The following is a 14126-nucleotide window of genomic DNA, read 5'->3' as shown; positions in this document are numbered from 1 at the left end:
TTAAAAATCGAGGTCTCCTCTATGCTTAGTCAATTGCTTCCCATGCTTGCCATTACCTTTACCGTATTCGTCCTGTTCTTTGTCTTTATGGGTATCGGTTATATGGTTAAAAAGAAGCCGCTTAGAGGATCTTGTGGCGGCGTTGCTAAACTAATGGGTGATGAAAATTGCTCGTTTTGTGGAAATGATCCCAATAAGTGTGATTCAATCGTGGCAGAACAGCAAGAAAATGCCCTTAAAGCCGCTCAGCTAGGCAGACCTGTATAGCTAAATTCTTATAAATACCGCGTTTGTTACCATACGCTGGTAGTATTTACCTAACATCTGTTCTTATAATAGCGTCTAGTCCTTTGCAAGGGACTGGCGCTATTTTTAGTTGTACCAGCCGCGACGTATCTAGTTAGCCTCACTTTAAGATATTTTGGATATAAATACGACACGTGCAAGGCCTGTTAATAATAGTAGACTAAATAAATCTAATACCGTATTCAGTTGATAGGCGATTGAAGATAAGCGCGCTTTCAAAATGGTTACTCATATATCTTGTATTCTGCAAGTAATCTCTAGTTCTAATTTACGATTCTAATTAATGATTTTAGTCACCGTCTAGGTGCGTTTTCTTTGGTGTTATTTACAAGCGACGATGCTTCGGCGCTGTTTAATGACGTGTCCTTTTTCTTATTCTAATAGTCGTGCTGCTATGTCTACCTCTACTGATTTGCCACCTGATGTGCCATTACAGTCTCATTCAGATACGCCGTCACCGTTTGAGCTGCCCTCCTCACGCTTCACTTTTTGGCTCATTTTATGTGCCATGATTTTGCTCGCCACCAATATGCGTGCGCCTATTGTTGCTCTCGGCTCTATTGCCCCTGTTGTACAAGATGCCCTCAATATCTCTGAGACGCAGATTGGTTGGCTAGGAGCAGTGCCCATGCTGACTTTTGCGGTGGGCGCACTGATCGCGCCAGCCATTGGTAAGCGTTTTGGGCTTGAGAATACACTCATTGCGATGATTGCGTTATTAACGATTGGTATGATGATTCGTACCGTTATTCCCACTTGGTCTGGGTTTTTGATTGGTACGTTACTGCTGACCTTGGCTATCGGTTTTGCGAACACCTTAGCTGCCCCTGTTATTAAACAGCGTACGCCCCAGCATATTCCACTCATAACAGGGCTATTTAGTCTAACGATGACGGTAACGGCAGGCATCGTCGCTGGAGTCGTACTGCCATTATCTGAGCAATTGGGCTGGCAATGGGCACTGGGTGGGTGGTCGCTACTGGGCATTTTTGCGATCATTATTTGGATATTTTTGCGGTTGCGGCTTGGTTCGTCTAGTCATCAAGCCATTGTGCCACCTACCTCTGGAGCGTCTGATATATCCATGTGGCGTACGCCTTTTGCTTGGCAAATTGCGGTATTTATGGGGCTGCAATCACTATTATTTTATACCGTTGCCAGTTTCTTACCCTCTATTTGGGTCAGCAAAGGGCTATCTGCAGTGCAAGCAGGACAAATGGCTTCAGTGTTTCAGTTTATGGCGCCAGTCTCTATTTTGAGCCTGACGTGGCTGATCAATCGCGGCCGCCCTATTCAGGCGCTGGCGGTGTTTGCAGCGGTGCTGAATGTTATTGGTATTTTAGGAATCAACTATTTATCTACCGACCTCGCGTGGTTGTGGTCAGGTCTGATGGGCATTGGCTGCTCCGCTATTTTTACCTTGAGTATGATGCTGTTCTCCTTACGTACTTATACGACCAATCAATCTAGTGAGCTGTCGGGTATGGCGCAATTCGTCGGTTATTTGATTGCATTTTTTGGTCCCTTAGGGACAGGTTGGCTACATGAAGCGACTGGCAGCTGGGATTTACCGCTATTCATTATGCTCATTTTGATGGTTATCAACGTCATCATTGCTTGGGTAGTGAGTCGTCCAGTGATGGTCGATGGCAAAAAGCTTTAATATCAAAAACTACAGTAACCTTAGGATAATATTGGTGTCTGTCTTATTTTGCTACACTGGTTTGATTGCTTATAGGACAGAATAATCATGATGAATTTATCCATTCGTTTCGCTCGACACTTACCAACATTGGCTATTTTAACAGCCGTAATGGCGCTCGGTGGTTGCCAAAAACCATCTGAACCTAGCACCGATAATGGCATTCAAAACAGTACTCAAACTGCCGAACCTCAAACGACAAATTCTGAGCAACCGGCAACATCCACTGCACAGCAAGCGCCATTAACGATCTTGGCATTGGGCGACTCTCTAACAGAAGGTCTTGGGGTGGATAAAGATGATAACTATCCTGCTCAGTTAGAAGATCGTCTGCAAGCAATGGGTTACGACAATGCCAAAGTTATCAATTCAGGATTGAGCGGTGAAACCAGCACGGGATTGGTCAATCGCTTAGACTGGGTATTGCAAACTAAGCCTGATGTGACGATTTTGACCATTGGTGCTAACGATGCCATACGCGGTATCGATGTAGCAACAGTTGAAGCCAATATTCGTACCGCGGTCAAACGTCTACAGGATAATGGCAGTATCGTCATTTTGGGCGGCATGCAGATCTATGACAACCTTGGCTCTGAGTATGTAAAATCATTTGCAGCGATATATCCTCGCGTCGCCAAAGACATGAACGTGACGCTGATTCCTTTCTTCTTGGATGGTGTGGGCGGTGATCCTGCGCTCAATCAAGCCGATGCCATTCATCCAACCAAAGAAGGCTACGAGATTATCGTCAATGACAATATCTTGCCTATTCTAGAGCCCAAGTTAAAAGAGCTAAGAACAGCTGATGCAGACAACACAACTGAAAATGCTAAAGATGAGACGACAAATGAGACTACTTAACGAGACACTGTAATGACATCATCACCTTCGATTGCCGCTTCAACGCCACAAGCAGATTATAAAAAAGAAGTCCTACTCACCGCATCACAATTAAACAAAACCGTGCAAGTCGGCGAGCAAACCCTATCAATCATTAAAGATGTAGATATCTATGTCAATGCTGGCGAGTTTGTGGTCATCATGGGCAAATCAGGCTCAGGTAAATCTACTCTGCTTGGGCTATTAGCAGCGCTAGATTATCCCGATAGCGGTACGGTGTCGCTAGCAGGTCAAATGCTCAGTAGTCTTGACGAAGATACGCTAGCGGTCATTCGTCAGCATTATATGGGCTTTGTCTTTCAGTCGTTTCACCTACTGCCAACCTTGACAGTAGCCGAGAACATTGCCTTTCCACTTGATATTGCCAGACGTCCAAACCCAGCACGAGTAGACGAGCTTATTGATGCCGTTGATTTGGGTCATCGCCGTCATAGCTTGCCCAATCAATTATCAGGTGGTGAGCAGCAGCGTACGGCTGTGGCACGAGCGCTGGTGTCGCATCCAAAGATTGTGTTTGCGGATGAGCCAACGGGCAACTTGGATGAGCAAAACGCCGACCAAGTCATGCAGCTATTGTTAGATTTAAGACAAAAAGTCGGTTCGGCATTGGTCGTTGTGACCCATGATCCTGCACTTGCCGAAATGGCAGATCGCGTGATTACCATGCATGATGGTCGAATTGATGAATAAATAGGAGTTCATCCCTTATTCTTTAATGCTCTACTTCAATAAGGTTAGTTCAATGGGAACTCTTGAGATAGAAAACTTGGCAAAAGACTTACTTGCTGGAAAGTTCACTTTTGAAACCGAAGATTATAGCCAAGCAATTAATCAGTTAATCTCGATCTATAAATTAGATAACGCGCTTTATCATTTGAAACAGATGGCTGACTTAGACGATTATTCCATTACTTTTGCTCTCTCTTTTATATTAGAGCATTACTCAAAACCTTTCATCAATGCCAACAGAGACGAGATAAGTCAGCTTACTCTACAAGCAATAAGTAAGGGATATTTGAGAGCAAATAATTATTTCCTATACCCTTTGACGTACTTTATGGAAAATGATGATGAGTATCTTTGTTTTTTAGACTTACTACAGAATGAGCAAAATACACTACAAAATGATGCATTAAGACATCTATATTACTTTGATACTTATAAATATGAAAAGTTGAACCACCTCAGTACACAGCTAGATTTTTCTTTATTCTATAATTTACCTAGCAAAATAAATAAACACTGGTTTAAACAACAAACAAAAGGTAAGTCTCTTCTTTACCAGAAAGTAGTAGCTAGCGCAGTATATAAGACAGTTAAAGATAAAAAACTCGTTCATTCATTAACTGATATGACAGATGCAGAGTTGTTTGACTTTATCTATATCTGGTTACCTGATGATACACTCTAAAATTTCTTAATACGTCTACCGATTAAGCAAAAAATTATGACTAAAGCTACGATCACAAAAAGCGATACTGCTATCAATAATAAGGCTACTAATCCCAAAGGGAACCGTTTCTTTAGCGGTCAAACACTTGGCTCTCAAGCACTCAGCCGTAGTTGGTGGCAGCGCTGGGTATATCCCGTGTTGTTTCTGCTGACATTAACCCTGTCGCTTGCAACTTACCTCACCCTCGACTCTGTGCAGCAGTCTGTCGATCGCTATATCAATGACAATCAGCGCGCGCTCGTTGGTGGCGATTTGATTTTAAACAGTAAGCAAGACTGGCCAAGTGAAGTATTGACGCAGGTAGAAACAATCCCCGATACGCAGACGGTGTATGAATATCAGTTTAGCGCCATGCTGGTCAATGATGAGCAAACCTTGCTTGCTAGCATTAAAGCGGTCTCACCGTCTTATCCCTTATACGGTACAGCGGAGCTTGCCTCAGGACAGCCGCTGTGGGAGCAGCTAACCTCTGACAGTGTCATCGTCGCGCCAGAAGTGCTCAGTAGTCTACAGGCTAATGTCGGCGACCGCATTACCATTGGCGATGCGCAGTTCACAATAAGTGATGTACTGACAAAAGAACCTGATCGCCCGCTGACCACCTTTGGGTTTGGTGGGCGTGTCTTAATGCATCAAGACTCACTCGCAGCGACCAATCTGTTGGGTCAACGTAGCCGCATAAACTATCGTATCGAGATGGCAGGCGATCCAGAGTTGATAACCACGCAGCGTGATGCGCTCACAGAGATACTGACCAACTATCCTGATATCGAGCTCTCTGACGCAGAGTCCGCAGATACTTCGGTCTCGCGTATCTCTGACAATGTACTGATGTTTTTAAAGCTACTGGTCATCGCAGTGTTGCTACTTTCTGCGGTCGCCATGTACGGCGTCATTAGCGCGTTTGTCACTAAGCAGCAGTCAACTAATGCCATTCGCTTGGCATTAGGTGAACCGCTTGGCTCACTCAAGCGCAGCTACTATCAATTGCTTATCATCACGACTGCCATTGCTTGTGTCGCCGCGATTATACTGAGTCTAGGTTTGCTTAAAATTGGTCAGCCGTATCTGGTGGCTATCTTGCCTGCCGATATTGGTCTCGCCATCAATCCAATCAGTGCAATTAAGACTATTGTAATTGCTCTAGTCCTGACGTTACTAATTGCGCAGCGTGGTTTGAGCGCGCTTAACACCACCAAACCCGCTACCCTACTCAATCAAGGAGCGAGCACGCAGTCGCAAAACTTGCCGTGGTATCGACGCGTGCCCTTACTATGGTATGGGCTGGTGCTGGCAGGGCTGTATGCGTTCTTTGCTTATGAAGTGGGTTCGCTGTCATTAGGGGCGCAGTTATTGGGTGGGTTGATCGGCTTCGTGGCTATATTTTGGCTACTGGCTCGTGGGTGGCTCTGGCTACTTAACAAGTTGGTGAGCAATACCAAAGTCAGTTGGATGCAGCGCATTGCCATTCATAACCTTGCACGTAAAGGTAACCAATCTGCTTTGTTCTTTGTCACCTTATCGCTATCGGTCGCAGTGCTGACGCTCATCACGACACTCAATCACAGTATCAATGCCCAGTTTATTAATGCCTATCCTGAAGACGCGCCCAATCTATTCTTGCTCGATGTGCAGAGCGATCAACATGACGATATTGATGCGATCATTGAAGCACCCGTCACTTATTATCCCGTCATTCGTGCGCGTGTAGAAACGGCAAATGACGTACCGGCAAAAGATATTGAGCCTGAGGATGGCTTCGATGATCCTACGCGAGTGTTTAACTTAAGCTACGCAGATACGGTCATGGAGACCGAATATATCACTGAATCACTCACGGATGACGCGCTATACACCCCTATCGATGCGACAGATGAGCAAGTCAAACCCTTGTCTATTTTAGATACTGCCGCCAGTATGCTCAATGTCGGCATGGGTGATCAGGTACGCTTTAACATTCAAGGGATCGAAATCATCGGGCAAATTACCAGTATTCGCACGCGCTATGAGCGTGGCCCAAGCCCGTATTTCTATTTCTTATTTGAGCCGTCCGTTCTATCGGCTGCACCGCAGATTCAGTTTGCCACTGCGCATGTGCCAGCCGATGATATTCCAGAGCTACAAGGCAAACTGGTACGCGAGTTCCCCGCTGTCACTACCATCGATGGCACGGCTATTGCGAAGCAAATCCAAGAGCTGGTGGTACAAATGAGCCGCTTGGTCTATGTGTTCACCTTGCTTGCCCTACTCACTGGCGTTATGGTGCTGATCAGCTCGCTACTGTCTACCTCACAAGATCGTATGAAAGACAGCGCGTCATTTAGACTGCTCGGTATGCAAAAGCGTGACTTATATATGCTCAATATCCTAGAGCTGGGCGTGCTTGGTATTAGCGCGGCGACCTTTGCCGTGATCATCGCCACTGGTGGTGCTTGGCTTGCCGTTACTCAGTGGTTTAATTTACAGTTTAGTATGCCTTGGGCAAATCTGGCTATGGGTGGTGCATCATTAGTTGTCTTGCTATTCGCTATTGCCATTATTTATGTGAAACTGGTGATTGGGCGTGGGATTATGGCAAGGGTACGGGCGATGATTTAGGAGATATGCGATGAATTCAAATGACATAATAGTTAGTACTTTTTTGATAGGAATTATTCGACTTTTACGCCTTGGTGAAATTAGCATTGACCAAGCGCATTTTTTGATTTTCAGCTCTGGTGGATTATCAAGAATTAAGGAAAATGATGATTTAAAAGGGCTAGCGCCTATTATTCATCAGGCGCTAGAACTCGAAGATATACTGTCTATATTAGGTATTGAAAAGTATCAGCAGGAACTGACGCAGCTTGAACAGCTATTGATTAAGCGTTTAACATTTGATGGTCATGAGAGTTTGTATGACACATCAAAAGTGATAACTTCACTAGGGACTGGTGCTGATAGTAACTAAAAACACTTATCCTAATGTGCGGTTAAGCTATAGCTGAAGTGGTAGCTTGGTGATTGGGCGGGGGTTATGGCGAGGATTTGAGGAAAAGTAATACTATTTACCTATTAAAATCCTATATATTACTTATCTCTTTTTTTTGATAAGCAGTAGTCTTCAAATCTATGCAGAAGGCCTTTCAACATATCTTTAAGGCGTAAAAAAACTGAGTGGCTTATAATCGTTCTAATTACTTTTCTTATTAATAAATAAAATTCGATATGAAAAAGCAATCCTATTAATATAGTTAATGTTAGTAACATTACAGGAAAGGATATATTACTTATATCATATTTTTCATATAACTTTCTAAATATAAACACATCAATAGGTATCAATAGCGCTAAAAATAATGTTGATTTAAATGAAGACTGTGTAGACCTTAACTCTAGCTCATTAATTTTATCAGATAGATTTTTTAATGTTTCAGCATCCTGTGAATTTTCAATTATATTATTCGGTATAGTAACAAAACCTTTTTCGTTATCTTTTGGCTTATCATCTTCAAAATCTAAATTGCTAAACCAAATTGAGAATATGCCCATGCCTTGACGTATAGGAATTCTTTTTACACCAGCATTATAAACAGCAAATATAATCTTTCCTGAATAACCAGGATCTACGTGGAAACCAGAAACATTTACTAAGCCAGATGCTTTAGTAGAGAACTTCATAGATATAAAAGCTAAACAATCTCTAGGTATATTAATTTCTTCATCAGTTATAAGATAAGCAAATTGCCCTGGAGGTATATAGCAAATACCTTTCTTAATATTAAGTTTTTCAACTTTATCTAGTTTAATCTTGGGACTAGATGTTACGAATACTTCACTACCTACAGTAAGTGTATATGAAGCCTCTTTTACTCTTTCCTCTTGGAAATTTGATATTAACGGTTTATTATTATCTAAGTCAGATAATAGTGAATTACGCTGTATTATTGTTTGTGTAGACCAGAAGCTCAATTTATACTCTCAATTTTTTTTTGATACTGTAGACTACATTCTTGGAGTTTATCTTACTTTCAACTTCATCTAAGCGCTTGTTAGCATCTTTTATCAAACTAATATTATGTTGAATTGAGTCCTGTTCAAATAGTTCGAACAGATTACATATAGACTCTTCCCAACTTTGATGAAAACTGTGTTTCTCGAAGTGATCATATGATTCACAACTTTTACTAAAAATTGAGGAAAAATATAAATAGTTGGATAAAAACCCACCTTCTACAAAATTATTACGTTTATTAACTTCTGATAAATCTATATCAAGTAGATTAGCGCCTGATACAATCATCACAAAAGAATCTGTATAATCCTTTTGAAACTTTTCATGGTGTCTAGGTAATGAGATGCCGTAAGCATATTTAGATAAATGAAGTGCGACGTGAGTCAGTCTTCTAACCAAGCCTAAAGCTACAATATCTGCATGATAGGATATATCATGCTCATATTGTCTGACTTGGTATAAACCAAGCTCTTTAAAGTCGAATTTCAAGCTTTTATCTTGAATATTCATGAATTTACCCGTTATCTATAGGTTTATAAATTATGTTGAAACAAGCCACTATCTCGACTTGTGACCAATATCGGTACGATTTAATACGAAAATGGAATCCAGATGGCAAAAATCTAGTATCACTTATAGGTCTAAACCCTTCTACCGCGGATGCGAACAAAGATGATCCTACTCTAGTAAGATGCATGAACTTTAGCAAAGCTCTAGGCTTTGATGGTTTGATTTTAGTAAATCTATTTGCTTACCGCTCGACATCGCCCAAAGCAATGAAAGAGTTTATTAATCCTATAGGTGAAAAAAATAATGCTTATATTATAGATGCTATCGCTCGAACAAACAAAACAATTTTATGCTGGGGTAATCACGGGAGTCATGAATCACGTGATATAGATGTACTTAAGTTAATCAGACAATATCGAGAAGAATATTTCTGCTTTGGAAAGACTAAAAATAATCAGCCTAAACATCCCCTTTATTTGTCAAAAGAAACTTCTTTAGAGTCTTTTCTAATTCTTTAAACATCATTGCAATAATAAGTGTATGCGAAGCATTCTGCCTATACTAAGGACTTAGCTGAGAGGGTTATCGAGTCAACAGAAACGCTATCAGCCTCTAAGTCACCTCGCCAATGGGACTATAAGATATGAACGGATGACTAGATTAGCTAAAAATCCTAAACCAAAACGCCTTCTATTCCCCTAGAAGGCGTTTTTTTGCTTCACAGAACGTATAAGCATATAAACCAATATCAGCCATACAGTTTGCTTATTTATTGAGGGGATTACCTAGCCCTCATTTGCTATACTAGCCTAACTTTTATCAATCAAATCCCTTCTTACAACATCCTCCAAAACAGCATGGTAGTCTTATGAAATTCTCAAAGTTCGGTCAAAAATTCACCCAGCCCACTGGCATCTCACAATTGATGGATGATCTGGGCGACGCGCTAAAAAGCGATCAGCCAGTCAACATGCTGGGCGGTGGTAACCCTGCCAAAATTGATGCCGTCAATGAGCTATTTTTGGAGACGTATAAGGCGCTTGGTGTTGATAACGACGCAGGCGTACCCAACAGTAGCGCGATTATCAGCATGGCAAACTACTCTAATCCGCAGGGTGATGCCGCCTTTATCGATGCGTTGGTTGGCTTCTTTAACCGTCATTATGATTGGAACCTCACAGCGGACAACATCGCCCTGACCAATGGCTCACAAAATGCGTTTTTCTACCTGTTTAATCTATTTGGTGGTGCGTTCACTGATGAGCAGAACCAATCTGTCGACAAATCCATTCTACTGCCATTGACTCCTGAGTATATTGGCTATAGCGATGTGCATGTGGAAGGTCAGCATTTCGCAGCCGTATTGCCGCATATCGATGAAGTGACGCACGATGGCGAAGAAGGCTTTTTTAAATATCGTGTGGATTTTGAGGCGTTAGAGAACTTGCCAGCGCTAAAAGAAGGCCGTATCGGCGCGATTTGCTGCTCACGCCCGACCAACCCGACTGGCAACGTGCTAACTGATGACGAAATGGCGCATTTGACCGAGATTGCCAAACGTTATGACATACCGCTTATCATCGATAATGCCTACGGTATGCCCTTCCCTAATATCATCTATTCAGACGCGCATTTGACGTGGGATAACAATACGATTCTGTGCTTTAGCCTGTCTAAAATTGGCCTGCCAGGTATGCGTACGGGTATTATCGTTGCCGATGCGAAAGTGATTGAAGCGGTCAGCGCGATGAATGCGGTGGTGAATCTAGCACCGACACGCTTTGGTGCAGCGATTGCCACGCCATTGGTAGAAAATGACCGTATCAAGCAGTTAGCCGATAACGAGATTAAGCCGTTTTATCAAAAGCAGGCGACCCTTGCCGTGAAGCTGTTAAAAGAAGCATTGGGTGATTATCCGTTGATGATTCATAAGCCTGAAGGCGCGATTTTCTTATGGTTATGGTTTAAAGACTTACCGATTACCACGGTTAAGCTGTACGAGATTTTAAAAGAAAAAGGTACGCTCATTGTGCCAAGTCAGTATTTCTTCCCTGGTGTCGATGTCAGCGATTATCAGCATGCGCATGAATGTATTCGTATGAGTATCGCCGCTGATGAGCAGACGCTGACTGATGGTATTGCAGCGATTGGTGAAGTGGTTCGTGAGTTGTATGATGAAGCCAAAAAATAAGATTAGCGGTGTCAAACTCGTTTAGCCTACCATACCTAGTACTTACACGAGTTTTTCTTGCTGCTCTAATTTTTGTGAATAGAACCATCATAAACTCGAATAGCAAAACAAAAAAAACGGGCTGATTAATAGTCCGTTTTTTTATGGCGCTTGGTCAATGATTTAGGCTTATTGATGGATGCCTGAAAGAGTGTCGTCCACTTATTCAATGCATAGAGCACGTAAGGCAGCAGGCACGTATTGATCAAATCGCGGAGGCTTGCGACCAGCTGTTCGTGGCTTAAGCCAGCCATGCCTGATGCTTCAATCGTATTTCGATTATCTAAATACTCGCCCAATAAGGCAATGCCCGTCACGACGACTAAAGCCATGAATGATCTGATGCTTTGCTTTTTAACGATAGGACGCAGCACAAGCAAACACAAAAGATAGATGCCGACGCCGACATAGATATGTAAGGCGTCTTTGGCAAGGCCAGATACTTCAATAACATTGATTTTAAAAGCGGTAAAATCCACTAGAGTATTCCAAATATAAGCAAGTAGAAAACGACTGAGAGTATCACTAAACCATGATGGCTAAACTATAATAGTTAAAGAGTGGCAGCTACAAAGTGATGGCTGAGCATAAAAAAGGCAGATTATATTATGGATAATCTACCTTCTACTAAATTAAATATTCACTTCACGTTTATCGCCTACTTACACATTCCACTCGACGAAATTTTTCAACAACTGCAAGCCAGCAGTATGACTTTTTTCTGGGTGAAACTGGGTGGCAAATAAATTGTCTTGGATGACACTGGCACAAAACGGTTGACCATAGTCACATATCGCTGCCACTTGTGAGCTGTTAGTAGGCTCGCAATAATAGCTATGCACAAAGTAAAAATGCGCATTGTCATCAATACCCTGCCACAATGGGTGGTCAAAATCCATACCGCTAATGGTATTCCAACCCATATGCGGTACTTTGATGGTAGCGCCCTGCTGATCCTTCCACATCGGGTCAAATGCTTCTACAGTGCCGTTTAAGATACCCAAGCAGTCTGTACCACCATTTTCAGCGGACTGCTCAAACAATGCCTGCATGCCCACACAAATAGCCATAACGGGCTTATTAAACACCGCATGGCGTATGACGTCATCAATCCCTGCTTCATGCATGCCAGCGATACAGTCACGCATCGCACCGACACCGGGGAAGACAATCTTGTCTGCCGCAGCGACAACCTTAGGATCATTGGTGATAGAGACTTCTGCCCCTACCACTGACAAGGCTTTACTGGCGGAATGCAAATTACCCATGCCATAATCTAGTAGCGCTATTTTGGTTACTTTAGCCATTAAAACGCCTCTTTAGTCGATGGTAGCGTATTAAGTGCACGCTCATCATATTCACAAGCCATACGTAGGGCGCGAGCAAAAGCCTTAAAGGTTGATTCGATTTGATGATGGCTGTTTTTGCCTTTGAGATTGTCTAAATGCACCGTCATCCAAGAATGATTGACGAAACCATAGAAAAACTCACTGAACAAATCAACATCGAAATTACCGACATGCGAACGGGTAAAGGGAATGTCCATGTGTAAACCCGGACGTCCTGATAGATCGACGACAGCGCGGGTTAATGCCTCATCAAGCGGTGCATAAAAATGCCCATAACGACGAATGCCTTTTTTGTCGCCCAATGCCTTGTTAAATGCTTGTCCAAGGGTAATACCAGTGTCTTCAACGCTATGATGGTCATCGATAAAGGTGTCACCGTTGCATTTAATCTCTAAGTCAAACAAACCGTGACGCTTGATTTGATCAATCATATGATCCAAAAACGGCACGCCAGTATCTACAACCCCTTGACCCGTACCATCAAGATTGACAGTACAAGTCACTTGGGTCTCAGCAGTAATGCGCTCAACGGTCGCAATACGTTCAGGGCGACCATGTAGATTTAGGTTTTTTGGTGCATTTTGCTCAGGTGTATCAGCAGTCGTCATTGCATTGGCTGTCATGGCTACTCTCTATCAGTTTTTATCAGTGAAAAGCGATCAATAAATAAGGCGAAACATGTCTAAATATTTTACTAGTGTCTGGGTCAGCGCTAGCAAAAAATGTATTAGAAAATGATATATACAAAAGATATCAAGGTATTAGGGTTTGTACGTACTAAATATCATCTAGCCTCATCATAGCAAACCCTAACATTTACTGCCACGACCAAGCGGCAAACCACGCACAAAATTACCTCATTCTGCTAAAATAGTGTGTTCAGTATTATTAATCATGACTTGCACTGACTTTTAGATATCATATTCTACAGCCCACTTTCTATGACTTTTTGCCGTGTTATAACTTTGTGCTGTGTCATACTGCTACTTTATACGATAGAAACTCTCTGTTTATAGGAACTGCTATGCCTTTAGAAGCGATCGCCATTAATAGCTTGGATGCACCACTTATCAAAAAACCTGCGCGCGACAATGAGCTAGCAGAGCGCTTGCAGGCATTATACGATAGCGATGACGCGCAGCCTGATGGTATCGAGGTATTAAATATCATTGAGCAGGGTTTTAAGCGCGGGCAATGTCTGTATGTCGGTATGTTCAATGACAAGCCTATCGCTGCAGTTGCCTGTTTTGATGATGGGCAAACCGACGCCAAGCGTCTGCAATATTTAACGGTACATCCACAAAATCGCGGTCGCGCTATCGATGCTAAGTTTATTAAACTGGTCTATGATGCCGAAGTAAAAAAAGGCGTACGTCAATTTGTCCCTGTCGATGCGGATATCCATCGTATTATGAGCGAGTATGATTTACTGCGTGTTAAAAACTAAATCGAGAGTAAAAACTGTTAATTTTGCCAATATTTGATTATTTATCGTCTTTTATCTTCTATTATGCAAAAACTACTTGACAGCAACGCCTATATTTAGTTTAATAGCGCCTCAACGAAGACGGCTCGATAGCTCAGTCGGTAGAGCAACGGATTGAAAATCCGTGTGTCGGCAGTTCGAACCTGCCTCGAGCCACCATTCGTTTAAGCATTCTAAAAAGCCCCGAACAGCAATG

The 14126-nt window shown here is 42.4% G+C and carries 15 protein-coding genes and 1 tRNA gene; 11 read left to right on the top strand and 5 right to left on the bottom strand.

Annotated elements, in window-relative coordinates; all coding sequences use genetic code 11:
• Window positions 1–21: 21 nt before the first annotated feature.
• The 7 genes from nqrM (at window position 22) to JMX95_RS10745 (ending at window position 7311) form a co-directional block, all read left to right on the top strand.
• Entirely contained in the window at window positions 22–267 is a 246-nt protein-coding gene (nqrM, locus tag JMX95_RS10775) for a (Na+)-NQR maturation NqrM (RefSeq protein WP_109592195.1), read from the top strand.
• 433 nt (window positions 268–700) lie between these two features.
• Window positions 701–1969 carry a CynX/NimT family MFS transporter gene (locus JMX95_RS10770; RefSeq protein ID WP_227676049.1) on the top strand — a complete coding sequence of 423 codons (1269 nt, stop codon included), beginning with the start codon at window positions 701–703 and terminating at the stop codon, window positions 1967–1969.
• Window positions 1970–2056: 87 nt separating this feature from the next.
• Complete coding sequence (locus tag JMX95_RS10765) at window positions 2057–2869, top strand: arylesterase (RefSeq protein WP_109592199.1); 813 nt, start codon at window positions 2057–2059, stop codon at window positions 2867–2869.
• 12 nt (window positions 2870–2881) lie between these two features.
• On the top strand, window positions 2882–3598 hold the full coding sequence (locus tag JMX95_RS10760; RefSeq protein WP_109592201.1) for an ABC transporter ATP-binding protein: 717 nt from the start codon (window positions 2882–2884) through the stop codon (window positions 3596–3598).
• A gap of 52 nt (window positions 3599–3650) precedes the next feature.
• Entirely contained in the window at window positions 3651–4319 is a 669-nt protein-coding gene (locus tag JMX95_RS10755; RefSeq protein WP_109592203.1) for a hypothetical protein, read from the top strand.
• Window positions 4320–4355: 36 nt separating this feature from the next.
• Window positions 4356–6959, top strand: coding sequence for an ABC transporter permease (locus tag JMX95_RS10750; RefSeq protein WP_227676048.1), 2604 nt, complete (start codon window positions 4356–4358; stop codon window positions 6957–6959).
• A 10-nt stretch (window positions 6960–6969) separates the two neighbouring features.
• Window positions 6970–7311: a DUF3969 family protein gene (locus JMX95_RS10745; RefSeq protein WP_201560793.1), complete on the top strand. Its 342-nt coding sequence runs from the start codon at window positions 6970–6972 to the stop codon at window positions 7309–7311.
• A 119-nt stretch (window positions 7312–7430) separates the two neighbouring features.
• Here JMX95_RS10745 and JMX95_RS10740 read toward each other — a convergent pair whose 3' ends face one another.
• Both JMX95_RS10740 and JMX95_RS10735 read right to left on the bottom strand, forming a co-directional pair.
• Entirely contained in the window at window positions 7431–8312 is an 882-nt protein-coding gene (locus JMX95_RS10740; protein WP_201560792.1) for a dCTP deaminase domain-containing protein, read from the bottom strand.
• A 1-nt stretch (window position 8313) separates the two neighbouring features.
• Window positions 8314–8865 (bottom strand): hypothetical protein, encoded by a 552-nt coding sequence (locus JMX95_RS10735; RefSeq protein ID WP_201560791.1) that lies wholly within the window; start codon window positions 8863–8865, stop codon window positions 8314–8316.
• A 32-nt stretch (window positions 8866–8897) separates the two neighbouring features.
• On the opposite strand from JMX95_RS10735, the gene JMX95_RS10730 reads away from it, so the two are divergent.
• Both JMX95_RS10730 and JMX95_RS10725 read left to right on the top strand, forming a co-directional pair.
• A complete protein-coding gene (locus JMX95_RS10730; protein WP_201560790.1) occupies window positions 8898–9383 on the top strand; it encodes a DUF1643 domain-containing protein in 486 nt (161 codons plus the stop codon).
• A 350-nt stretch (window positions 9384–9733) separates the two neighbouring features.
• Entirely contained in the window at window positions 9734–11056 is a 1323-nt protein-coding gene (locus JMX95_RS10725; RefSeq protein ID WP_201560789.1) for a valine--pyruvate transaminase, read from the top strand.
• Window positions 11057–11181: 125 nt separating this feature from the next.
• On the opposite strand, the gene JMX95_RS10720 is transcribed toward JMX95_RS10725, so the two are convergent.
• The 3 genes from JMX95_RS10720 to hisB form a co-directional block, all read right to left on the bottom strand.
• Window positions 11182–11574, bottom strand: coding sequence for a hypothetical protein (locus tag JMX95_RS10720; protein WP_109592215.1), 393 nt, complete (start codon window positions 11572–11574; stop codon window positions 11182–11184).
• 183 nt (window positions 11575–11757) lie between these two features.
• Complete coding sequence (hisH, locus tag JMX95_RS10715) at window positions 11758–12402, bottom strand: imidazole glycerol phosphate synthase subunit HisH (protein WP_109592217.1); 645 nt, start codon at window positions 12400–12402, stop codon at window positions 11758–11760.
• Complete coding sequence (hisB, locus tag JMX95_RS10710) at window positions 12402–13067, bottom strand: imidazoleglycerol-phosphate dehydratase HisB (protein WP_045453866.1); 666 nt, start codon at window positions 13065–13067, stop codon at window positions 12402–12404. Before hisB ends, hisH begins: the two co-directional genes overlap by 1 nt.
• Window positions 13068–13468: 401 nt before the next feature.
• Here hisB and JMX95_RS10705 point away from each other — a divergent pair, with 401 nt between their 5' ends.
• Together JMX95_RS10705 and JMX95_RS10700 are read left to right on the top strand one after the other, a co-directional pair.
• A complete protein-coding gene (locus JMX95_RS10705) occupies window positions 13469–13891 on the top strand; it encodes a hypothetical protein (RefSeq protein ID WP_109592219.1) in 423 nt (140 codons plus the stop codon).
• Between the two features lie 122 nt (window positions 13892–14013).
• Window positions 14014–14089, top strand: a tRNA-Phe gene (locus JMX95_RS10700).
• Window positions 14090–14126: the final 37 nt, after the last annotated feature.

Origin of the sequence: Psychrobacter sp. NC44 (assembly GCF_904846655.1) — a bacterium.
GTDB lineage: Bacteria > Pseudomonadota > Gammaproteobacteria > Pseudomonadales > Moraxellaceae > Psychrobacter.
The sequence above is the reverse complement of the archived record's forward strand: the minus strand, read 5'-3'. Positions and strand labels throughout refer to the sequence as shown.